This window comes from Arthrobacter sp. UYEF3 (assembly GCF_040546245.1).
Taxonomy (GTDB): domain Bacteria; phylum Actinomycetota; class Actinomycetes; order Actinomycetales; family Micrococcaceae; genus Arthrobacter.
The window spans coordinates 53,661-74,407 of record NZ_JBEPNK010000016.1 but is presented as its reverse complement, the minus strand read 5'-3'; the positions used below and the strand labels follow the sequence as shown (position 1 = coordinate 74,407).

18 protein-coding genes and 1 riboswitch are annotated in these 20,747 nt (G+C 65.8%); of the genes, 6 read left to right on the top strand and 12 right to left on the bottom strand.

What is annotated here, in order from left to right; translation table 11 throughout:
* Positions 1-59: 59 nt before the first annotated feature.
* From ABIB14_RS12425 to ABIB14_RS12415, 3 genes are read right to left on the bottom strand one after another with little or no spacing between them, the layout of a single operon-like run.
* Positions 60-863, bottom strand: coding sequence for an energy-coupling factor transporter transmembrane component T family protein (locus tag ABIB14_RS12425; RefSeq protein ID WP_354236188.1), 804 nt, complete (start codon positions 861-863; stop codon positions 60-62).
* Positions 860-2,467: an ABC transporter ATP-binding protein gene (locus ABIB14_RS12420; RefSeq protein WP_354236187.1), complete on the bottom strand. Its 1,608-nt coding sequence runs from the start codon at positions 2,465-2,467 to the stop codon at positions 860-862. The genes ABIB14_RS12425 and ABIB14_RS12420 overlap by 4 nt, the downstream gene beginning before the upstream one ends.
* A 13-nt stretch (positions 2,468-2,480) precedes the next feature.
* A complete protein-coding gene (locus tag ABIB14_RS12415) occupies positions 2,481-3,113 on the bottom strand; it encodes an ECF transporter S component (RefSeq protein WP_354236186.1) in 633 nt (210 codons plus the stop codon).
* A 69-nt stretch (positions 3,114-3,182) separates the two neighbouring features.
* A riboswitch (TPP riboswitch) is annotated at positions 3,183-3,324 on the bottom strand.
* A gap of 422 nt (positions 3,325-3,746) precedes the next feature.
* On the opposite strand from ABIB14_RS12415, the gene ABIB14_RS12410 reads away from it, so the two are divergent.
* A complete protein-coding gene (locus ABIB14_RS12410) occupies positions 3,747-4,010 on the top strand; it encodes a DUF4235 domain-containing protein (protein ID WP_354236185.1) in 264 nt (87 codons plus the stop codon).
* 45 nt (positions 4,011-4,055) lie between these two features.
* Here ABIB14_RS12410 and mnhG read toward each other — a convergent pair whose 3' ends face one another.
* From mnhG to ABIB14_RS12380, 6 genes are read right to left on the bottom strand one after another with little or no spacing between them, the layout of a single operon-like run.
* Positions 4,056-4,445: a monovalent cation/H(+) antiporter subunit G gene (mnhG, locus tag ABIB14_RS12405; RefSeq protein WP_354236184.1), complete on the bottom strand. Its 390-nt coding sequence runs from the start codon at positions 4,443-4,445 to the stop codon at positions 4,056-4,058.
* A complete protein-coding gene (locus ABIB14_RS12400) occupies positions 4,435-4,713 on the bottom strand; it encodes an MrpF/PhaF family protein (RefSeq protein WP_354236183.1) in 279 nt (92 codons plus the stop codon). The genes mnhG and ABIB14_RS12400 overlap by 11 nt, the downstream gene beginning before the upstream one ends.
* On the bottom strand, positions 4,710-5,255 hold the full coding sequence (locus ABIB14_RS12395; RefSeq protein ID WP_354236182.1) for a Na+/H+ antiporter subunit E: 546 nt from the start codon (positions 5,253-5,255) through the stop codon (positions 4,710-4,712). The genes ABIB14_RS12400 and ABIB14_RS12395 overlap by 4 nt, the downstream gene beginning before the upstream one ends.
* On the bottom strand, positions 5,252-6,877 hold the full coding sequence (locus ABIB14_RS12390) for a Na+/H+ antiporter subunit D (RefSeq protein ID WP_354236181.1): 1,626 nt from the start codon (positions 6,875-6,877) through the stop codon (positions 5,252-5,254). The genes ABIB14_RS12395 and ABIB14_RS12390 overlap by 4 nt, the downstream gene beginning before the upstream one ends.
* Entirely contained in the window at positions 6,877-7,416 is a 540-nt protein-coding gene (locus ABIB14_RS12385; RefSeq protein WP_354236180.1) for a Na(+)/H(+) antiporter subunit C, read from the bottom strand. Before ABIB14_RS12385 ends, ABIB14_RS12390 begins: the two co-directional genes overlap by 1 nt.
* Positions 7,413-10,436 (bottom strand): Na+/H+ antiporter subunit A, encoded by a 3,024-nt coding sequence (locus tag ABIB14_RS12380; protein WP_354236179.1) that lies wholly within the window; start codon positions 10,434-10,436, stop codon positions 7,413-7,415. The genes ABIB14_RS12385 and ABIB14_RS12380 overlap by 4 nt, the downstream gene beginning before the upstream one ends.
* 139 nt (positions 10,437-10,575) lie before the next feature.
* Between ABIB14_RS12380 and ABIB14_RS12375 the strand changes: the two genes are divergently transcribed.
* The 3 genes from ABIB14_RS12375 to ABIB14_RS12365 are packed head-to-tail and all read left to right on the top strand — an operon-like array spanning position 10,576 to position 13,700.
* The gene (locus ABIB14_RS12375) at positions 10,576-11,976 is read left to right on the top strand and encodes an MFS transporter (RefSeq protein WP_354236178.1); all 1,401 of its coding nucleotides are present in this window, start codon (positions 10,576-10,578) and stop codon (positions 11,974-11,976) included.
* 39 nt (positions 11,977-12,015) lie between these two features.
* Positions 12,016-12,498 (top strand): cation:proton antiporter regulatory subunit, encoded by a 483-nt coding sequence (locus tag ABIB14_RS12370; protein WP_354236177.1) that lies wholly within the window; start codon positions 12,016-12,018, stop codon positions 12,496-12,498.
* Positions 12,499-12,503: 5 nt separating this feature from the next.
* A complete protein-coding gene (locus tag ABIB14_RS12365; protein WP_354236176.1) occupies positions 12,504-13,700 on the top strand; it encodes a cation:proton antiporter in 1,197 nt (398 codons plus the stop codon).
* Positions 13,701-13,765: 65 nt separating this feature from the next.
* Here the strand turns inward: ABIB14_RS12365 and dcd are convergent, their stop codons facing one another.
* Both dcd and ABIB14_RS12355 read right to left on the bottom strand, forming a co-directional pair.
* Positions 13,766-14,341: a dCTP deaminase gene (gene dcd / locus ABIB14_RS12360; RefSeq protein ID WP_354236175.1), complete on the bottom strand. Its 576-nt coding sequence runs from the start codon at positions 14,339-14,341 to the stop codon at positions 13,766-13,768.
* 265 nt (positions 14,342-14,606) lie between these two features.
* Positions 14,607-15,929: a glycerophosphodiester phosphodiesterase gene (locus ABIB14_RS12355; protein WP_354236174.1), complete on the bottom strand. Its 1,323-nt coding sequence runs from the start codon at positions 15,927-15,929 to the stop codon at positions 14,607-14,609.
* 343 nt (positions 15,930-16,272) lie between these two features.
* On the opposite strand from ABIB14_RS12355, the gene ABIB14_RS12350 reads away from it, so the two are divergent.
* Positions 16,273-17,754 (top strand): lipopolysaccharide biosynthesis protein, encoded by a 1,482-nt coding sequence (locus ABIB14_RS12350; protein WP_502909658.1) that lies wholly within the window; start codon positions 16,273-16,275, stop codon positions 17,752-17,754.
* Entirely contained in the window at positions 17,751-18,935 is a 1,185-nt protein-coding gene (locus ABIB14_RS12345; protein ID WP_354236172.1) for a glycosyltransferase family 4 protein, read from the top strand. Before ABIB14_RS12350 ends, ABIB14_RS12345 begins: the two co-directional genes overlap by 4 nt.
* On the opposite strand, the gene ABIB14_RS12340 is transcribed toward ABIB14_RS12345, so the two are convergent.
* A complete protein-coding gene (locus tag ABIB14_RS12340) occupies positions 18,912-20,735 on the bottom strand; it encodes a right-handed parallel beta-helix repeat-containing protein (RefSeq protein WP_354236170.1) in 1,824 nt (607 codons plus the stop codon). The genes ABIB14_RS12345 and ABIB14_RS12340 overlap by 24 nt on opposite strands.
* Positions 20,736-20,747: the final 12 nt, after the last annotated feature.

The following is a 20,747-nucleotide window of genomic DNA, read 5'->3' as shown; positions in this document are numbered from 1 at the left end:
AAACTCACAAAATACTCATCCCATGCGATATGTTACCCCGTGCGACTCCGGCGTTGGCCCTACTGCTGCCCGAGGAACACAATGTTCCAGGTCCCGGCGCCGACGGCCGCGGCCACCGCTGTGCCGGCGATCAGCAGGCCGCCAAGCACCACCCAGACGTCCAGCCGGCTGAACGTCGCTTTCCGTGCCCAGGTCCGTTGCGCGCCGCCGAAGCCGCGCGCTTCCATGGTCACCGCGAGCCGGGACGCGCGCCGGACCGCCTGGACCAGCAGCCCGAAACTTTGCCCCAGCGTGGCCCTCAGCCTCTGCACCGGACTACCGTGCGAGCCCACGCCGCGGGCACGCCGGGCCATGCCGATGGTCTGCCACTCCTCGGCCATGAGTCCCACCAGCCGCATCGCGGCGAGTGTTCCCAGCACGAAGCGGTGCGGCAGCTTCGCCTGTTGCGCCAACGCATCGGCCAGATCCGTCGGGTCGGTGCAGCTCATCAGCAGGACCGCGGGCAGTGCGATCGCGAGGCCGCGCAGCAGGAACCCCAGCCCGAGCTGCAGCGAGCCTTCGCTGATGGACCAAACGCCGACGTCGAGCAGTATCCTTCCGTGGTCCGCCGCCAGGATCGCGGTACTCCAGCCGCCCACGGCCGCCGCCAGGATGAGCGGCCAGCCGCGCTGCCAGAGCAGGGCCAGGGTCAGGCCGGCGAGCGGGAACAGCAGGAGTTCGAAGGCCAGCGCCACGGATGCCGACACCCAGTCAATGGACAGCGCCAGCGCCAGGGTGATGAGCAGGACTCCGGAGAACTTGGCCAGCGGGTTGGCGCGGGTCAGCAGCGAGTCGTTTCCGCGCACGGTCAGGGCGTCCCTCATAGCGCCTTCACCCCGGGCGCCGTGCGGCCGGGGCGTCCCGGTTGCCGGGCGCCGAGGTTCAGCTCGGCGCCGCCCAGGACCTGGCTGAATTCCGCGTCGTGGGTCACCGAAACCACGGCCGTCCCGGCGTCGAGCAGCTCGGAAAGGAACGAGGCCAGCTCAGCCCAGGTGTTGGCATCCTGGCCGAACGTCGGTTCATCCAGCACCAGCACTTGCGGATGGGCGGCGAGCACGGTGGCCACCGACAGCCGCCGCTTTTCGCCGCCGGAGAGCGTGTACGGGTTGGCGTCCACGAGGCCGGTCAGCCGAAGGCGTTCCAGCAGTTCGTCCACCCGGTCTTCGCCGCGGCCGAGCTGGCGGGGTCCAAACGTCAGTTCGTCCAGCACCCGGCCGGTGACGAACTGGTGCTCGGGTTCCTGGAAGACCGTGCCGATCCTGGCGATCAGCTGCTGGGCCTTCCACCGGTACGGATCGATGCCAGCGCCCGCACTGAGCTCCGTCGTTGCGGACACCGAACCCGCGACCGGTGCCAGCAGGCCGGCCAGGGTCAGTGCGAAGGCCGACTTCCCGGAACCGTTGGGGCCGGTGATGGTCAGCGCCTGCCCGTCCCGGACCTGGGCCGTGATTCCGGACTGCACCGGTGCGGGCGGCACCGTGCGGAAGCCCCGCAGGAGACCGGTGCGGCGGGGGCGTTCGCGGGAAACGGCCAAATCCTCGGCGGCCAGCAGCAGTTGGGCGGCCGCGTTGGTCCCACCTCCGGCTCCCCCGCGGCGGGCGCGCGTGGCCGGCACGTAGCCGGGCACCCAGACCCCTGCGGTGATGAGTACCTCCCGCGCCTGCTCCAGGACCCGGTCCGGGGTACCGTCCAGCAGCACGGCCGGCTCCGTGCCGGACCCGGGCTGCAGCACCACGATCCGGTCCACGAGGTCTTTCCAGACGGCCACGCGGTGCTCCACCACCACCAAGGTGGCCCCGGTCTTGTCCAGGCAGCGTCCCACAGCGTCGCGGACCTCGAGAACGCCGGCCGGGTCGAGATTGGCCGTCGGCTCGTCCAACAGCAGCAGCCCTGGTCGCATCGCGAGGATCCCGGCGAGTGCCAGCCGCTGCTTCTGGCCGCCGGAGAGTGCCGACGTCGGGTGCTGAAGCGAAAGGCCGGCCAGTCCGACGTCGTCGAGCGCTTCCGCCACCCGCCGCCAAATGTCCGCCGGAGGCACGGAGAGGTTTTCGGCCCCGAAGGCGACGTCGTCCCCGACCCGCGACAGAACCACCTGGGTTTCCGGGTCCTGCTGCATCAGCCCCGCCCGGCCGCGCCCCGCCCGGGGCGCGGCGCCGTCGATTAGCAGGCTGCCGGTCTCGTCGGAATCCTCGGCGTCCGCGGAGCCGGCGGCAGTATCACCTGCGGCGCTGTTGTCGCCCAGCACCCCGGCCAGGGCGTGCAACAGTGTGGACTTGCCGGCGCCGGAGGGGCCCAGCAGCAACACCCGCTCGCCCGGTCGGATGTCCAGGTCCAGCCCGCTGACCGCGGGCCGGGACCGGCCGGCATGCCGCCAGCCCCAGCCGCGGGCGGTGACCGCAGCCGGCCGCGCGGCGTCTAAAGAATTCATGCGCGTGCGGGCTTCAGGAGAACACGGGTTCCGATGCCGCTTTGCGGGAAGCGAACGACGCAAGCACGCCGGTTCTGGCCAGGCCGCGAGTGGCCAGCCAGGACAGCCCACCGGCGATCACGGCCCCGGAGATGCTGCAGAAGACGATGTAAGCGAGCTTGTCACCGGCTTCATAGGCGATGTTCCAGCCCCAGGGCAGGAAGGAGTCGTTCAGGCCGCAGAACAGGCCGGCCCCGGCGCCGGCCAGCAGGGCCACCGGCAGGTTGAACTTCTTGTAGAGGAAGGCGGCGAAGATGAGTTCGGCGCCGAGACCCTGCAGGATGCCGGAGATGAGCACCGTCGTGCCGTACTGCGAGCCCATGATCAACTCGCCGGTGGCCGCCACCGCTTCGCAGAACAGCGCCGCGCCCGGCTTACGGACCACCAGCATGCCCAGCAGCGCCGGAATCATCCAGCCGCCGGCGTAAAGCCCGGTCAGCGGCGGGTAGACGGCGTTGACCGGGACTGAGATTAGGTTGGCACCTTGATCCCAGGCCCAGAAGATCACGCCGCCGGCAACAGCGATCAATGCCGCCAGCACAATGTCGACCACACGCCAGCTGTGCTTGCCGGTGGTCAGTGTCTGCTTCGCAGATATATCAGTCATTTTGTCCTCCTGAGGTACAGGAGGGGAGGGTGTTCCGGCCGTGCCGCGGCTTTCGCCACGGGTGCCGGGCACCCCGAGAACTCGACTCCCTTGCGCCGGTACTAACCGGATCAGGTTCGAGGGTCTGCGGCTGTCCGCACTCTCAGCGCCCGCCTGCGGTTCCCTGGACTGCTCCAGCGATGCCGACGGCGGCGCTCCCCTGTCGTATTTAAAATCACCCTTGTGGGCTTGCTCAGTTTACACCCGGGCGCCGTCTAAGGCGTCCGGCTCAGATGAATCCGCGGGCAGCGGCCCCGGAGACGTGAGAGCCGACTCAAAAGTTCCTTCCCCCGATGCCGACCCGGATTCTTCCCAACCCCAGACGCCCGGGTCCCTGGCCGCGCTCATCGGACCGTCGCTGCTGGTGGGCATTCGGGGCCGCAGGCACTGCCACGGTGTCGGGGCTGCCGCAGAAAGCAGACCATGAGCCGGTGGTCGAGGCCTGGGCCGAAATCCTCTGCCGTTCGGTAATGCCCCGACGCTGGACCCGGGCCGGGGTGGGGCCGCGGTGGCGGTCAGCGCCCTGGGCCCGCCCCGCAGCCAGGAACGCTACGCTAGGGTCAGCCCTGTTTTCTCCCGCAAGGAGCATGAAGTATGAACATCATCATCAAACTGCTTGGCACCGGCATCAGCCTGCTCGCCGGTTTCGTCGGCACGAAGGTGGTCGACACCGTCTGGGAAAAGGCCACGGGCAACAAGCCTCCCAAGGGCCACGACGACGACGTTCCCACCACGCTGCGCTCGGCACTGACCTTCGCCTTGATCTCGGCCTCGGTCAGCGCCGTCATCCAGGTCCTCGCCAACCGCGGCACGCAGCGCGCGGTCACCCGCTTCGCCCAAACCCAAGACGTGGTGTAGTTCGCGTCGTTTAGCGCGCTGCGCCCCTGGGCGCGTCAGCTACTTCTAGTCGCCGGTGAAGCCGTCTTTGCCGGCGGCTTGTTGAACCACGGCCTCCAGCTCGTCGGAGCTGAGCAGTTCCGGATGGAGGTGCTTGGTCCGGTAGCCGGCCCGGCCCACCATGTGGGCCGAGACCGGAACCGTCAGCAGCTGGAAAATCCATGCCACCACCAGCACCGGCCACACCCACCACGTCCGCAGCTGGAGCCCCACCGCGCAGAGCAGCAGGAAAAGCCCTAGCACCTGGGGTTTGGTCGCGGCGTGCATCCGGGTCATTAGGTCCGGGAACCGGAGCAGGCCAATCGCAGCGCCGAGCGACATCAGCGCCCCGACCACCATGAACACGGCCGAGACGGAGTCGATCACGGTGTCGGCGGGGGTCGTTTCAGGACTCATGGGGTTGCCTCCTCCGGTCTGCGACGAAGCGGGCCACGGTCACCGAACCGACGAAGCCGATGAGTGAGATGGCCACCAGCAGCATCAGGTTGTTCAGGTGCCGATTAACGGCCATATCGATGCACAGCGCCGCGCCCAGGATGGCCAGCAGCACATCGGCGGCGAGCACACGGTCCAGCAGCGAGGGACCCCGGGCGATGCGGATGATCGCGCCGCCCGCGGCGAGGGAGAGGACGACCGCGGTGACGGTCAGGACGAGCGGCATCATGCGCCCACCTCCTGCTTCAGGGCGGACAGTTCGGCCCGGCTGCCCATGATCCGGATCAGCCCGGCTTCGGTGTCGCGGACCTCCTTGCGAAGCTTGGCCGCGTCCTCGGCATCACGGACGTTGATGCCGTGGATGTACAGCGTGGACGTGGATCGGTCCACTTCCACCACCAGGGACCCCGGGATCAGCGAGATGACATGCCCGGTAGCTGTCACCAGCAGGTCGGAGTGGCTCCGGAGCGGGACGGCGACGACCGCGCTGATCACCCGCGGCCCGCGGACCACCGCTAGGAACAGGACCTGACAGCTGGCCGCCACCACCTTGGCCAGGAACACCACGGCGAAACGTGCGGCGCGCAACACGTTGAAGCGGCCGCCCAGTTCCACCGGCGGCAGGTAGAACAGCCGTGCCACCGCCACCGCAATCAGGACGCCGAAGAGCAGGTTGCCGGCGCTGAAGTCCTGCCAGAGGGCGCCCCAGACGATGACGAGCCAGGCCAGCAGGGGCAGTTCCTGGCGCAGTGAGATCCTCTTCCGCGTCATCTCTTGCCCTCCTGCGGCACCGGCTGGGCGATCGCCGGGACCGGCGCGTCGTCGCCCAGGACGGCCTGGATGTAGGAGGTCCGGCCCAGCATCTCCTCGGCGGACTGCCCGGACACGCGGAAGAGCGGTCCGGCGAAGACCGTCAGCGCCACCCCGAACAGCACCAGGCCCAGGGTGGAACCCACCATGGTCCGCGGCAGCAGGGTCACGCGCTTCCCCGCGCGGACGCCGTCGGCCGAGCCGCCGGTGTCCGCGCCATCGGGGGCGGCGAGCAGCACGGGGTCGGGGTGTTCCGCGTCCTCAGGCGTGCGCCAGAAGGCCCGGTTCCAGACCCGGGCGATGGCCAGCAAGGTCAGCAGGCTGGTCAGCACGCCGCCCGCCACCAAGGCGTAGGCCAGCGGCGTACCGAGCGCGACGCCGGCCTGCAACAGGCCCAGCTTGCCTAGGAAGCCGGATAACGGTGGGATGCCGGCCAGGTTCATGGCCGGCACGAAGAACAACACGGCCAGCAGTGGCGAGAGCTTGGCGAGGCCGGCGATCCGGTCTACCGAGGAACTCCCGGCGCGGCGCTCGATCAGGCCGGTCACGAGGAACAGGCTGGTCTGGATGGTGATGTGGTGGGCCACGTAGAACACCGCGGCCCCCAGCCCCGCCACGGATGACATCGCCAGGCCGAACACCATGTAACCGATGTGGCTGACCAGGGTGAAGGACAGCAGCCGCTTAATATCGCTCTGCGCCAGGGCGCCGAGGATCCCCACCACCATGGTCAACAGCGCCGCGACCATCAGCGGGGTATTAAAGGAGTCGCCGGGGAAGAGCAGCGTCTCGGTGCGGACTATCGCGTAGACGCCCACCTTGGTGAGCAGGCCGGCGAACACGGCGGTGACGGGTGCCGGCGCCGTCGGATAGGAGTCCGGTAGCCAGAAACTCAGCGGGAACACGGCGGCCTTGATGCCGAACGCCACGAGCAGCAGCACGTGCAACAGGTTCCGGGTGCCTTCGTCGAGCCCGGCCAGCTTGATCGCCAGGTCTGCCATGTTGATGGTCCCGGTGGCGCCGTAGATCATGGCGATCGCGAGCAGGAAGAGCACCGAGGACACCACGGATACCACCACGTAAGTCACACCGGCGCGGATCCGGGGGCCGGTCCCGCCGAGGGTCATCAGCACATAACTGGCGGTCAGCAGGATCTCAAAGCCCACATAGAGATTGAAAAGATCGCCGGAGAGGAAGGCGTTGGACACCCCCGCCACGAGGATCAGGTAGGTGGGATGGAAGATCGACACGGGGGCGTCGCTGTCGCCGTCGGCCATGCCCTGGCCGGACGCATAAATCAGCACGGCCAGGCTGACCACCGAGGACACCACCAGCATGAGCGACGAGAACTGGTCCACCACCATCACGATGCCCCAGGGCGGAAGCCAGCCGCCGATGCTCACCGCCGCCGTGCCGCCCTCCCAGACGGAGGCCAGCAGCCAGCATTCCAGCAGCAGAGTCAGCGAGAGAATCGCAATGCTGACGGTCCGTTGTGCCTGGGAATGCCGGATCAGCAGGAAGGCAAGGGCGGCACCCAGGATGGGGAGGACGACGGCGAGCGGGGCGAAGCTGGCGATGTTCACTAGGACCCTCCTTCCTGGTCGGGGCTGGCGTTGCGGGAACCGGGTCGTTCCTCGGCGGCGGCGTCCGCTGCCGGAATCCGGCGGGCACCGGCCAGCACGGTGTCCTCGGCGTCGGCGCCGGCCACGAGCGGGAACTCCGAGGTCTCCACCGGGATTTCGGCGTCGTCCTCGGCGTCAAAACTGGGGGTCTCGGCCACGCGGCGGTCCTCGGCGTCGTCCTGGATTTCGTCTTGCCGGGCCAGCACCCAGGTGCGGTAGATAATGCTCAGCATGAAGGCCGTGACGGCGAAGGAGATCACGATCGAGGTCAGGATCAGCGCCTGCGGGAGCGGGTCGTTGTAGTCCCCGGCCGCCATGTCCTTGTTGAAGAACGGGGCGAGGCCCGCGTAGCCGCCGGTGGTGAGGATGAGCAAATTGGTGGCGTTGGTCAGCAGCATCAGGCCGAGCAGGACCCGGGTGAGGCTGCGCTCCAGGAGCAGGTAGATGCCGCTGGCGTACAGGGCGCCCATGACCGTCAGCAGGGTCAGATTGACGCTCATGCGCTCCCCTTCGCGGTGGATTCGGCGGGCAGTCCGCCGGCGTGAGGCCCGGCGGCCGGTTGTGCGACCGGTACTTCGGCGGGTTCTTCGCGTTCTTCGAGGTTCTCGTCGATTTCCGCACCGAGGCTGCGCAGCACGTCCAGGGCGAGGCCGACGACGACGATATAGACGCCGATGTCGAAGATGGTGGAGGTTACGAACTTGATGTCGCCGAAGACCGGCAGCCAGAGCTCGATCACCGCGCTTTGGAAGACCTGGCCGCCCAGCAGCAGGGGCGCCAATCCGGACGCCGCGGCAGTCGCAAGCCCGATTCCCAGCAAGGCGCCGGCGCTGACCGGGGTCGCTTCACGCAGTTCGAAGCGGCCCCCGGCGAGGTAACGGACGGCGAGCGCCAGGCCGGCCAGGAGGCCGCCGGCGAAACCCCCGCCGGGAAGGTTATGGCCGGCGAGCAGCAGGTAGACGGAGAAGACAATCATGGTGTGGAAGATCAGCCGGGCGACGACTTCAAAGATGATCGAGCGGCGCTCCGGGGCCAGCGTTCGGCCGGCCACGAGCCACGCGTCCCGGGTGGATGCCGCAAAACGCCGGCTCATGGCCAGCGCCGCGCGGTCCCGGGTGTGGGCAGTCACCGGCACCCGGCGTCCCACGGTCCCCGCCGCCACGGACGAGGACGGTCGGATGCGGTCGCCGCGGCCGCGGACGAAGATCAAGCTGGCGACGCCGGTGGCCGCGAGCGCCAGGACGGAGATCTCCCCGAACGTGTCCCAGGCCCGGATGTCCACGAGCGTGACGTTGACGATGTTCTTTCCGCCGCCGCCCTCGTACGCCAGTTGCGGGAACTCCAGCGAGACCGGAGTTGCCACCCGGGCCCCCAGGGCATGGATGGCCACGAAAATCATGGTGATCCCGAAGGCGGCCCCGATGATCACCCGGATCACGCGGTACTTGCCGCCGGTTCGGTCCCGCAGCTCGGCCGGCAGGCTGCGCATGGCCAGCACGAACGCCACCAGGATGATGGTCTCCACCAGCATCTGCGTCAACGCGAGGTCCGGGGCGCCCTGAAGCGCAAACATCAGCGCAATACCGTAGCCGGTGACCGAGACCATCAGCACGGCCAGGAACCGCTTGTTTGCCCGCACCGCGGCGAGCGCACCGATCACGATGCCGGCGCCCACCACGGGCTGCAGCGGGGAGCCGGGATCCACGAAGTACAGTCCGCCGGGAAGCGGTTTATTGGCCAGCAGCAGCGCCGTGAGCGGCAGGACGAACGCGACGGTGAGGATCACTGCCAGATAGAAGAAGAGCGAGCCACGCTGGGTCCGGCCGGTAACCCAGACCGCGGCGTCGTCCAGGGCGCCGATGGTGAGCTGGTAGGCGCGGTCCCCGTCGACCCAGCCCGGTACCAGGCCCTGGGCCCGGGAAACGGCGTTCCGGCCGTAGAACATGGCCAGCCCCGCCGCGAACGTGGCCGTCGTCAGGCCAAGCGCCGGGGTGAACCCGTGCCACAGCGCGAGGTGCCCGGCGTCGGGAGCTCCGCCCGCGGAACCGGTGTGGCCCGCGAAAAGTGCCGCGTACGGCTGGATCCAGGCATCCACCGGCGCCGGCCACAGCCCGTACAGGAGAGTCAACACGCTCAGCACGGCGGGCGCGGCGAGGAAGGCCGGCTTGATGGCTTTGAACGGCGTGACTGCCACACCCGGTTTGAGAGCGAAGGCGCCCCACAGGAAACGGGCGCTGTAGGCGAAGGTGAGGATCGAGCCCAGCACCACGCCAATCAGAATCACCGGTCCCCAGACGCCGGCGCCTGCATGGTGCACGAACACCTCGAAGACGGACTCCTTCGACACAAAGCCGGCCAGCGGCGGCACGCCGGCCATCGAAGCGGCTCCGACGGCCGCCACCACCGCCAGGGCCCGGGACGACTTGTACACGCCGGAAAGCCTGCGGATGTCGCGGGTCCCCGCTTGGTGGTCGATGATGCCGACCACCAGGAACAGGGTGGCCTTGAAGAGTCCGTGCGCCAGCAACAGGGCCAGGCCGGCGAGCGCCGCATCGGGCTGGCCGAGCCCCACCACCATCGTCAGGAAGCCCAGCTGGCTGACCGTGCCGTAGGCGAGGATAAGCTTGATGTCGGTCTGCCGCAGTGCGCGGTACCCGCCCACCAGCATGGTGGCCAGCCCCAGTCCCAGCACCACCGGGAGCCAGAACGCCGTCTCGGCGAACCCGGGGGCGAGCCTCGCCACAATGTAAATGCCCGCCTTCACCATGGCGGCGGCGTGCAGGTAGGCACTCACCGGCGTCGGTGCGGCCATCGCGCCGGGGAGCCAGAAATGGAATGGGACCAGCGCGGACTTGGTGATTGCACCCACCAGGATGAGCACGACGGCGGCTGCCACCGCTGCCGCCGCGGGTCCCGTCACGAGCTCGGGCGCCATCTGCAGGATCGCCGAGATCCGGTAGGTCCCCGCGGTGGAACCTAGCATGATCAGCCCGACCAGCATGGCCAGACCCCCCGCGGTGGTCACCACCAGCGCCTGCAACGCCGAGCGCCGGGCCGACAGCCTGGTGCGGGCGTAGCCGATCAGCAGGTAGGACAGCACCGTGGTCAGTTCCCAGAAGATGAACATCAGGAGCAGGTCGTCGGCGGTGACCAGCCCGAACATCGCCCCGGCGAAGGCGAGCAACTGGGCGCCAAAGCCGCCGAGATAGCTGTCCTTGTCCTTGAAGTACCCGGCACAGTAGACGAGGACCAGCGCTCCGACGCCCAGGATTAGCAGGCACATGACCCAGGCCAGGGCATCCATCCTGAAGGCCAGCTCCAGCCGGAGCTCCGGGACCCACGGCATGACCACCGCAACGGAGCCGGCGCCGGAGTAGACCGCCCCGTGCTGGAGTGCCAGCCAGACGAACGATCCGCCGGGCACTGCTGCCAGCGCGAAAAATGCGTTCCTGCCGAGCCGGCGGAAGAGGAATGGCGCCACAGCGGCCACCGCGAAGTGCACGGCAAGGACTGTGATCACTGGTATCTCCGCAACGTCAGGCTGTCGATGGTCAAAGTTGGAGCAGGCGGGGCATAGGTTAGGTTCAGTGCGTCCAGTTTACCAAGCGTGCACAAATTCTTTTGCTATTGAGGGGCCCCCTGACGGTTACTATCAGGCTATGAATCCAGCCACCGTTCCCGAGGTCGCGCATCCGGCCTCGGAGCTCGAGTCCGGCAGCCATGTCACCAGCAAGGGCAGCGTCCTCGCCTGGGCCGCCTGGGACTGGGGATCCGCGGCCTTCAATGCCGTGATGACCACGTTTGTCTTCACCGTGTACCTGACCTCCAAGGCGTTCGGCGGCGAAGACCAGGCATCGGCGGTCCTCGGCTCCGCCCTCGCCATCGCCGGGGCGGCCATCGCCCTGTTGGCCCCGGTCACTGGTCAGCGTTCGGACACCGGAGGCCGGCGTAAACTCTGGCTGGGAGTCAACACCGGCGCGGTCGCACTCCTAACCGGACTCTGCTTTTTCGTGTTTCCGCGTCCGGAGTTCCTGCTCCTGGGCGTGACGCTGATTGCGCTTGGCAACGTCTTCTTCGAATTCGCCGCCGTCAACTACAACGCCATGCTGGCCCAGATCTCCACACCCGCGAACATCGGCAAGGTAAGCGGCTTCGGCTGGGCCTCCGGCTACCTTGGCGGCATCGTGGCGCTCCTGATCGTGCTTCAACTCTTCGTCCAGCCCAGCGTCGACTGGTTCGGGGCGTCCACCCAGGACAGCCTGAATATCCGCCTCGTGGCGGTGTTCTCCGCACTCTGGTTCCTGGTTTTCGCGGTTCCAGTGATGTTCGCCGTCCCGGAAGTGCCCAGGGCCCGGCAGGCGGGCCTGGGATTCTTCGCCTCCTACGCCCTTCTCGTGCGCCGCATTCGCGCCATCTACCGGACTAGCCCGCACACCATTTTCTTCCTGCTCGCCAGCGCCATCTTCCGTGACGGCCTTGCCGCGGTGTTCACCTTCGGCGGGATCATCGCTGCGGGCACGTTCGGCTTCGAACTCAAGCAGGTCATTTTCTTCGCCATCTTCGGCAACGTTGTCGCCGCAGCCGGGGCCTTGGCGGGCGGTTTCCTGGACGACAGGGTCGGGCCCAAGACCGTCATCATCGGCTCGCTGACCGGACTGCTTGTCGCGGGCAGTACGCTGCTGGCCTTGGGGAACGGGAACTATTCCTTCCGCGGCATGGACTGGTCCGGCAGCATGACGTTCTGGGTGTTCGGCTTGTTCCTGTGCCTCTTCGTCGGTCCGGCCCAGTCCTCGTCCCGCGCCTACCTCGCCAGGCTCGCCCCGCACGGTGAATCCGGCGAGTTGTTCGGCCTGTATGCCACCACCGGCCGGGCGGTCAGCTTCCTGGCGCCCGCGCTTTTCACCCTGTGCATCACTATCGCAACTCCCTTGGTTGCCCCCGGCGAAGCGCAGCGCTGGGGCATCCTCGGCATCATGGTAGTCCTGCTCGCCGGGCTGCTGGTCATGTTGCCGGTCAAGCCTCCGGGCAAGACGGAAATCGCGGTGCTGCCCGCGGCCTGAACGGCACCGAATACTCCGCCGGCGCATTAGGCTGAAGCCATGAATGTGGATGAGACAGACCTTCCCGGCCTGGGCCGGCGCAAGGACTTCATGACCGCTTCGGGACGCCGGATCGGCGTCGTCGAATACCGCGAGGGCCAGACCGAGCTGATCGTCTCGACCTGGGACGACCCGGACACCTGCCAGGCGTCCATCCCGTTGACCGCGGACGAGGCTGCCGCACTCGGCAACCTTCTGGGCGGACAGCGCCTGGCCATGCAATTGTCCGAAGCGCACCGGGAAGTCCCGGGGATCGTCACCCGGCAGTTCTCGATTGCCGCGGAGTCCCCTTTCCAAGACCAGCCCATGGGCAAGGCCTGCATCCGGACCCGGAGCGGCGCTTCGATCGTGGCCATCATGCGGGAGGGCGAAGTGCTCCCCTCACCCGGCCCCGACGTCGTCCTACATCCGGGCGACCTCCTGGTTGCCGTGGGCACCCTAGAAGGCCTGGATACGGCAGCCAGCATCCTGCGCAACGGATAAGCGGCATGGATCCGTTCGCCCTGACCCTCGTCGAGCTGGGGGCCGTCGTGTTCTGCCTTGGCCTGCTGGCGAGGCTGGCCGGACGGATCGGCATGTCACCCATCCCGCTCTACCTGGTCGGTGGCCTGTTGTTCGGCGCGGGCGGCTTGGTCAAGCTCGAAGGGATGCACGAGTTCGCACATCTCTCCAGCGAGATCGGGGTCATTCTCCTCCTGCTTATGCTCGGACTGGAATATACGGCGGCCGAGCTAGTGACGGGGCTGCGGCGCTCCTGGCAGGCGGGTGTTCTGGACCTTGTGCTGAACTTCCTGCCGGGGGCAGGCCTGGCGCTGCTGCTGGGGTGGGGCTTCCTGGGGGCGATGGTGATGGGTGGCGTTACCTACATTTCGTCGTCGGGCATCGCGGCAAAGGTGATCACGGATCTGGGCCGGATCGGCAACCGCGAGACGCCGGTGATACTCTCCATCCTGGTCTTTGAGGACCTGGCCATGGCCGTCTACCTGCCGATCCTGACGGCCACTCTCGCCGGCGTCAGCTTCCTGGTGGGCCTGCAGACCGTGGGGATCTCCCTGGCCGTCGTCACGCTCGTCCTGCTGGTCGCCCTGCGCCACGGCCATCATGTGTCCAGGGCAGTCCACAGCGAAAACTCCGAAGTGTTCCTGCTCAACCTGCTGGGCGCGGCTCTGCTCGTCGCGGGGCTTGCCGCTGCCATGCAGGTCTCCGCGGCGGTGGGCGCCTTCATGCTCGGAATTGCGATCTCCGGCGCCACCGCCCACAACGCCACGCGCATCCTGGAGCCCCTGCGCGATCTTTTCGCGGCGATCTTCTTCGTGGTTTTCGGCCTCAACACGGACCCGACGTCCATCCCCCCGGTGCTCGGCTGGGCTCTGATCCTCGCGGTCCTGACGGCGGCGACCAAGATGATCACAGGTATCTGGGCGGCCAAGCGGGCCGGGATTGGGGTACCCGGCCGCTTCCGTGCCGGAGCAGCCCTGATTGCCCGCGGCGAGTTCTCGATTGTCATCGCCGGGCTCGCAGTGGCCTCCGGGGTAGTCCCCCGCGAGCTTGCCGCCCTGGCGACCGCCTACGTGCTGATCATGGCCATCATGGGCCCGCTGGCGGCCCGCTTCGTCGAGCCGGCTGTCCGGCTGTTGCGCCGCCCGGCCAGGCCGTCGCCTGTCCCGGTGCCGCCCGCCGGTTAGGGACTGCCGCTTTGGGGGACTGCCGGACGTTGAGGGTCCGCCGGACGTTGAGGTCCGCCGGACCGTTAAATCTTGGTGCGGTGGAAGTTCAGATGGCTGCGGCTGGCTGTCGGGCCGCGCTGGCCCTGGTAGCGGTTGCCGTATTCGCCGGATCCATAGGGGTGCTCGGCTGCCGAGCTCAGCCGGAAGAAGCACAGCTGGCCGATCTTCATGCCCGGCCAGAGCTTGATCGGCAGGGTCGCCATGTTGGAGAGCTCCAAGGTCACGTGCCCGGAGAAGCCCGGGTCGATGAACCCTGCCGTCGAGTGCGTCAGCAGTCCAAGCCGGCCCAGCGAGGACTTGCCCTCGAGCCGTGCCGCGATGTCGTCCGGCAGAGTGACCGTCTCATAGGTGGAGCCCAGCACGAACTCGCCCGGGTGCAGGATGAACGGCTCCGCCGCGTCAACCTCAACCAGGCGGGTCAGCTCGGGCTGGTCCTGGGCCGGGTCGATATGCGCGTACTTGTGGTTGTCGAAGAGCCGGAAGAACCGGTCAATCCGCACGTCCACCGACGACGGTTGAACCATCTCGGGGTCGAACGGCTCCAGCACAATCCGTTGGGAATCGATTTCAGCACGAATGTCGCGGTCAGAGATCAGCACAGGATCAAAAATACCGCACGTCTTTGCGCCCGGGGTTCACATGTTGGCTTTATTGTCGCAGAACCGCATTCATAAACCACACGCCATCGCTCGGAGCGCCACCAAGCCCATACCAACGCCTGTCTCTTCGATGACGGCCTCAACAACAGCGCCGCCCGCCTAATGAAGCGCTCCGCACCATGGACTGGAATGAGCTGTCACGTCTTCGTCATTCATGCCTGAGTCAGGTTCTTCTCATCGGGCGCCTAAAACTGAAGCGTCGAAACTACGTCGATACGGTAACTCCGCGAAACTCGACCGATTCAGGTCCCGTGGCGTTCTTCACCAGCGAAAAGTAGCCGCCGCGCACAGTCGCACCGTCCGCCTGGGCGGAAACCGCCCCGCCATCCGCTGTTCCAAAACGGATCCCGCGGGCGGTGGCGTCCACCTTGAGCTTCACCCATTCCCCCACGGCGGGCGGAATGCACTTTACAGACGCCAAGGGAAGGCCTGCATCAGCATTCGCTTCCTGCCGGAAGAGGGCCAGCGTGCCATCCGCGTTGAGCGAAAGAAAGTATCCCCCGATCGGACTGGCGTACATGGGGTGGAACGGCTGATCATCCGCCAGACCGAACGCCAAACCACCGCTAAGCGCAGCGGAGGCCGGCATCTCCGGCCAACGCATCTCAAACTGCAGGGTGTACGAGTCCTGCCGGATGGGGCACATGGACCCCATCAGATAGCTTGAACGTCTTGTGGCGTAGCGCAGGCTGATCGAACCGCTTTCGTGTTGGATGGCGGGCTGATAGTCCCAATTCAGCTCCCATGGCAGGTCTCCCGCGGCCCGCAACCCGGTAGCGAAAGCGTCCCGGGAAGCGCGCGCCTCATCACTCGTCACGTAAAGATAATTCGAGCACATCATGCCCTGCACGCCGAGCCGCAGAAGCCTGTCCCGCATGGATCGGTAGTGCACTTCCCAACAAATCACCGGTTTGCCGAAACCCACGAGGCGCCTGACATCATCGTCGGAAGCCTGGTGATAGATGCCGAGCAGATCGTACCCGTCACTGAACCTCTCGAACTGGCCGCCCGACCCGTCAGTGAAATACCCCCAGGTTCTGTACCCCCGCTGCCGGGCCTCGGAGGGGGGCGCTCCCGTGGCCGACTGCTTCCAGACGAAGTGGTTCCGGGACTCAGGGTAGCTGTCCATCAGGTCCAGCAGCGATCGGGTGTTGGTCCCCTGCTTGTCTTCGATGAAGATCACGTGGGTTGCGGCATGTCTGTCCAGGACGTTCTTCAGCAATGGAATGGGCTGGGGCGCCGCAGCTGGTCCCAACCAACGTTGGGCGTTGTTCCTCAGCTGATAGATGGCCGAATACGGCTGCTCCGCGATGGGGGCGTCCACGCCTGTAAGTTCCTTGGTGTTCGTGAGGTGATGGCAGACCAGCACGCCGTCCGCGGTGGCATTCACGGAAATTTCTATTGCCGCCGCACCGGCCGCTACGGCTTGGCTGTAGGCATATTCTGTATGTTCGGTCCAGTTATCGCCCGAGCCACGGTGAGCGACATAAAACGGCCGCTGGACAAGCAGCTCATCTACGGTTTGCACGTGCGGTTTATCTCTGGCAGCGGCGCACGACGTCAGCAATAGGCTCGACGCCGTTGCCGCAAGCAGCTGGCGGCGGGACCACGGTGAGATGACGGCAGCGGATCCTGGCTGACGCGCTGCAGGACTGGAAGCGAAGCTCAAAATGGTGACCCCCAGTTTCATTGTTGGTGCCCATCATGCCATGGGACGACTCTCCGGTCCCGGCTTTTGCACTCAGCTGGTTACCCGGAGTTCCATCACCCTACGCGGATCGTCATGCTTCAAAACAGGTAGTTCCACTCGTTGCCGCACACCGGCGTCAAGGCTAGCGTTCCACCTAGATAGTGGAGGGGATTACATACTCATGAGTCACCGGTCTTCCGCGGCTGGGGGAAAGCTAGGCAATCTCGCAGCTCGCGGTGTTTTTATCACTTTGGGGGGCCAGGGATTACGCATCATCATCCAGGTGCTGTCCGTGGTGGTCCTTGCCCGTCTCCTGAGCCCGCAGGACTACGGTTTACTTGCCATGGTGACCGCGATCATCGGAGTGGCCGAGTTGTTCCGCGATTTCGGACTGTCCTCGGCTGCCGTCCAGGCGCCCACGCTTTCGAGGAAACAGCGCGACAATCTGTTCTGGATCAACTCCTGCCTGGGCCTCGTTCTGTCAGTTGCCATCTTCCTCGGGGCGCCTCTCATCGCGGACCTCTATCACCAGTCCGAACTCGCCCCCATGACGCAGGTGCTGGCCTGGATGTTTCTAGTCAACGGGGTGGCTACTCAATACCGGGCGGACCTCACCCGGCGGCTGAAATTTCTCCGTCTCGCAGTTGCGGACACCGTATCACCCGCGGCAGCCCTTGCCGTGGCCGTAGCGTTTGCTCTAAATGGAGGCGGTTATTGGTCCCTGGTTGCCCAGCAGTTGACCCAGTTCACTGTGATGCTGGCACTCGTGCTCGTTGCAGCCCGATGGCTTCCCGGCGCGCCCTCCGTGAGCACTCCGATGGACGGGATGCTCAAGTTCGGCTGGCACCTAGTGTCCACTCAGCTCATAGGGTATGTCAGCAAGAACTCGGACTCGTTCATCATCGGCCTGCGGTTCGGCCCTTCAACCCTCGGGCTCTACAACCGTGCCTTCCAACTGCTGATGACGCCGTTGAACCAGGTGCGCGCTCCGTCGACCACCGTTGCCTTGCCCGTGCTCTCACGCCTACGCGATGAACAGGCGCGCTACTCACGGTTCGTCGAACGCGGGCAGTTGGCCCTTGGCTACACGCTTGTCACTGGACTGGGCCTCGTCGCCGGAGCCGCATCACCCGTCACCACTGTGTTCCTTGGCGATAAATGGGCTAGTTTGGCGCCCGTACTCAGCCTGCTGGCCGTCGCCGGCGCGTTCCAGACTCTGGCATATGTGGGGTACTGGGTGTATCTATCACAGGGTCTGACCCGCTACCTTTTTCGCTACTCGGTCGCCGAAGCAGCCATCACCGTGGGTCTGCTGTTGTTGGGGAGCCAGTGGGGAATTGTGGGCGTTGCCGGAGGCTACGCCGCGGCCCAGGCATTGAACTGGCCGCTTTCCTTCTGGTGGCTGTCCAGGTGGGCTGCTATTCCGCTCCGGCGCCTCTACGGCGGGGCGGCACGAATCACCCTCATGGCCGCGGCCATTTCCGCTGCAGCGCATCTCGTGAGCAGCGCCATCGAGCCTCCGGTGCTCGCTGTGGTAGCCGCTGGCGGTGCCGCCGTCGTGGTGCTGCTGATGGGAACGGCTGTTCCGTCGGTCCGCAAAGATTTGGTTTCAGTCATCGACGTCGGTAAGCGTGCCTTGCATAGAGAGAAGGTTCCGGTGTGAACAGCTCTACCCGATCGCCCGCCGTTCGCATTCTGATGGCACACCCCAGCGGTGAGCTCTACGGATCGGACCGCGTATTCCTAGAAAGTGTCGAGGCCATGACCAGCATCGGCGCGGCGGTGACGGTCACTATCCCTTCGCATGGCCCCTTGGTCCGGGAGCTCACGGCGCGGGGAGCCGACGTTGTCCTGCACCCGACCCTCGTCCTGCGGAAAAACCTGATGCGGCCGGCAGGCTGGCCCTCGCTGCTCTTGCGGAGTATCGCCGGCACATGGCATGGATGGACGCTCCTGAATCGGTTAAAACCGGACGCGCTGTACGTCAGCACTCTGACTATCCCGCTTTGGACCATCGTGGGCCGCTCATTGCGTTGCCCGGTGCTGGTGCATGTCCACGAAGCGGAGTCCAAGGCGGTCAAACCGATACGAATGCTACTGAACGCACCCTTGCTGCCTGCGTCAAAAGTCGTATGTAACAGCCGCTACAGTGCGGAAGTGCTGGCTGGAGCATTCCCGGGACTGAGGCGGAAGGCCTCCGTCATCTATAACGGGGTTCGGGGCCCGGACGGTCCAGTGCCGGCGCGCGTGGAGCTTGAGGGGAAGTTCCGCGTTCTGTACGTGGGCCGGCTATCCGAACGCAAGGGCGTGGACGTGGCCGTGAACGCCGTTCGGATCCTCATCGAACGCGGACGGCCCGCCTCGCTGGATATCGTCGGCGCGGTGTTTGAAGGATATGAGTGGTACGAAGAAGAACTTCGCCGCTACGTTGCCTGCAACGGGCTTGAGCATGAGGTCCGCTTCCATGGATTCGACCCGGACGTCTGGCCGCACCTGATGCGGGCGGACGTGGCCGTGGTCCCTTCCAGAGGAGACGAGCCTTTCGGCAACACCGCGGTAGAAGCTGTGCTCGCCGCCCGGCCGGTCGTGGTCAGCAACACCTCAGGACTGCGCGAAGCCGCGGAGAATTATGCTTCCGCGGTGTTCGTCGAACCCGGGAAGCCTGAAGACCTGGCCGACGCATTGCAGCGGGTTGCCGAGGAGTGGCCATCCTTCCGCGAACGCGCGGTTCAGGACGCCGAAGCCGCCCTAGAAAGGAACGGCATCGTCCAGTACCGAACCAGTCTCGCCGCCGAAATGACCGGTCTGATCCCAGCAGAATCAGTTCAGCAACGGGTCCTTTAGCGCTGATCCAACCAAACGCACGCCTAGAGGCAGCCTGGTCAGTCGCGCGATATCGTCCGGCATTGGATCTGCCACTTGGAAGAGCACCTTCGTGAGCGCTTTCAATTGCGTTGCTTCATCCGCCCCGGCGGCCAGTGCCAATTCCACCCCTGGGTGCTCCTGGCCCGTCGCTGCCCGAAATGACGCCAGGTCCGGGAGCGAGAGGGTTCCGGCGGATCCCGCTAGCCATATAGCTGCCGCCCGAGGTCCGTCTGGCAACGCCGGGTACCAAGCATTGCCTCTGATACTGAGACGCAACTGCTGCCCGCTGAGCTTGCGCTCCTGATCTGCCATGCACAGCAGGCAGGGCGAACCGGCTGCTGGCCGGAGAAACGCATTGTTCCTCACAGTGATGTCCCGCGTTAGCCAGCTGACTTCCGGATCGGGTACGGCCTGACGCGAATCGTGTCCCTGTGTCCCAACGTCGGCCGCGCGTCGATTGTCCTGTACGAGGTTTACGGCCCGTAAGTTACCGGAAAAGGTGTTGTTCCAGATCCTCACGGAACCCGTGTTCTGGATTTCGGCTCCACTGGCTGCATTAGCCACGAATCTGTTGTTCGCAACCAACACCTGGGCTGACAGTTCTGCCTGCAGGCCGTGGACCGCGTTGCCTGTGAACAGGCTGCCGGTGACTTCAATGCCATAGCAGGACTCGTCGAACCAGAGGCCCACTCCCTCGTTTTTTGCGAAGCTGCTATCCCGCACAGCAGTGCCCCGCGAACTGGTGATCTTCAGGCCGCCGGCCGCCGGTGATGGATTGAAGTGTTCCGTGTTATTCCCTCTTATTAGTGCTCCCTCAACCGTGAGATTGTCTGCCTCGGTGGCTTGAACACCCAGAAGCCCGTTGTACTCACTCGTGACATGTCGGAGCTGAACTCCTGAGGCGTTAACGGACAAGCCAGTAGTGGCGTTGTTTTGCAGCAGAAGGTTCTCCATCACCGAGTTTGCTGCGCTTGGGGCGATATAGATCGCGCCCATGTCAGGAACCGAGGGGGCGTAACCTCGGATCCCAATACCGCGGACAGTGCTCCGCGGCCCGGCCATTACGAAGGCCGAGGAAAGATTGCTCGACCTTACCTCGTGCCCGGTCGGGTCGCTCCCGAGGTACAGGCAGGCCGCTTCGTAATCCACGAAAAACGTTCCCGGCATCAGTTGATCTTGGGAACCGACCTGGCGCAGGTTCACTCCGTCCAAAAAAACTTGGTCAGGATGTCCAGCCAAGGGATAAGCGGGGTTCACGAACCGCCATGATTCCGCCGTGTTGTCAGGGGCGCCCCTGGTATAGGTAGGACTTGAATCAAACTGAACAGTCCAGTTGGCGTGGACCCAGCCCCGCGCGGATGGCTGCCAGTCGGCGAGTGGCGCGGTGCCGTCGAACCACACTGCTTCCGCCGGAAAGGGCTGCACAGTGAGCTGCTTGGAATCTGGAAGAATCACTGACTCGTGATAGGTTCCGGCCCTCAACACAATCGTGCTTCCGCTCTGCGCCCCGTCAACGGCTGCGGCCAGCGAAGACATGGGGTCATTTATGGATCCGTCCGAGGAATCGGAGCCTGATGGCGAAACAAAGAGCGCCCCGGAAGGAATGTCGTAATGGGCCGAACCGGGCGGCAGCGCGCCTGGTGGCAACGGCACGTCAGCGATCGCCACTACGTTCGGACTGGTGCTTGCAGATATCAAGACGAGCATAAGTATGGTCAATAAGGTGGCTAAGGCGGAGCGCAGACGGATCCACCGCGTGGTCGTTTCAGTGGCGCCCATGCCTTTATTCCA

Excerpts from the sequence above, each read along its gene's own strand:
- mnhG (WP_354236184.1), bottom strand. The coding sequence starts at position 4,445 with ATGAGTCCTGAAACGACCCCCGCCGACACCGTGATCGACTCCGTCTCG.
- ABIB14_RS12370 (WP_354236177.1), top strand. The coding sequence starts at position 12,016 with ATGAATGTGGATGAGACAGACCTTCCCGGCCTGGGCCGGCGCAAGGAC.
- ABIB14_RS12350 (WP_502909658.1), top strand. The coding sequence starts at position 16,273 with ATGAGTCACCGGTCTTCCGCGGCTGGGGGAAAGCTAGGCAATCTCGCA.
- ABIB14_RS12400 (WP_354236183.1), bottom strand. The coding sequence starts at position 4,713 with ATGATGCCGCTCGTCCTGACCGTCACCGCGGTCGTCCTCTCCCTCGCC.
- ABIB14_RS12425 (WP_354236188.1), bottom strand. The coding sequence starts at position 863 with ATGAGGGACGCCCTGACCGTGCGCGGAAACGACTCGCTGCTGACCCGC.
- ABIB14_RS12415 (WP_354236186.1), bottom strand. The coding sequence starts at position 3,113 with ATGACTGATATATCTGCGAAGCAGACACTGACCACCGGCAAGCACAGC.
- ABIB14_RS12340 (WP_354236170.1), bottom strand. The coding sequence starts at position 20,735 with ATGGGCGCCACTGAAACGACCACGCGGTGGATCCGTCTGCGCTCCGCC.
- ABIB14_RS12365 (WP_354236176.1), top strand. The coding sequence starts at position 12,504 with ATGGATCCGTTCGCCCTGACCCTCGTCGAGCTGGGGGCCGTCGTGTTC.
- ABIB14_RS12420 (WP_354236187.1), bottom strand. The coding sequence starts at position 2,467 with ATGAATTCTTTAGACGCCGCGCGGCCGGCTGCGGTCACCGCCCGCGGC.
- ABIB14_RS12375 (WP_354236178.1), top strand. The coding sequence starts at position 10,576 with ATGAATCCAGCCACCGTTCCCGAGGTCGCGCATCCGGCCTCGGAGCTC.
- ABIB14_RS12385 (WP_354236180.1), bottom strand. The coding sequence starts at position 7,416 with ATGAGCGTCAATCTGACCCTGCTGACGGTCATGGGCGCCCTGTACGCC.
- ABIB14_RS12410 (WP_354236185.1), top strand. The coding sequence starts at position 3,747 with ATGAACATCATCATCAAACTGCTTGGCACCGGCATCAGCCTGCTCGCC.
- ABIB14_RS12395 (WP_354236182.1), bottom strand. The coding sequence starts at position 5,255 with ATGACGCGGAAGAGGATCTCACTGCGCCAGGAACTGCCCCTGCTGGCC.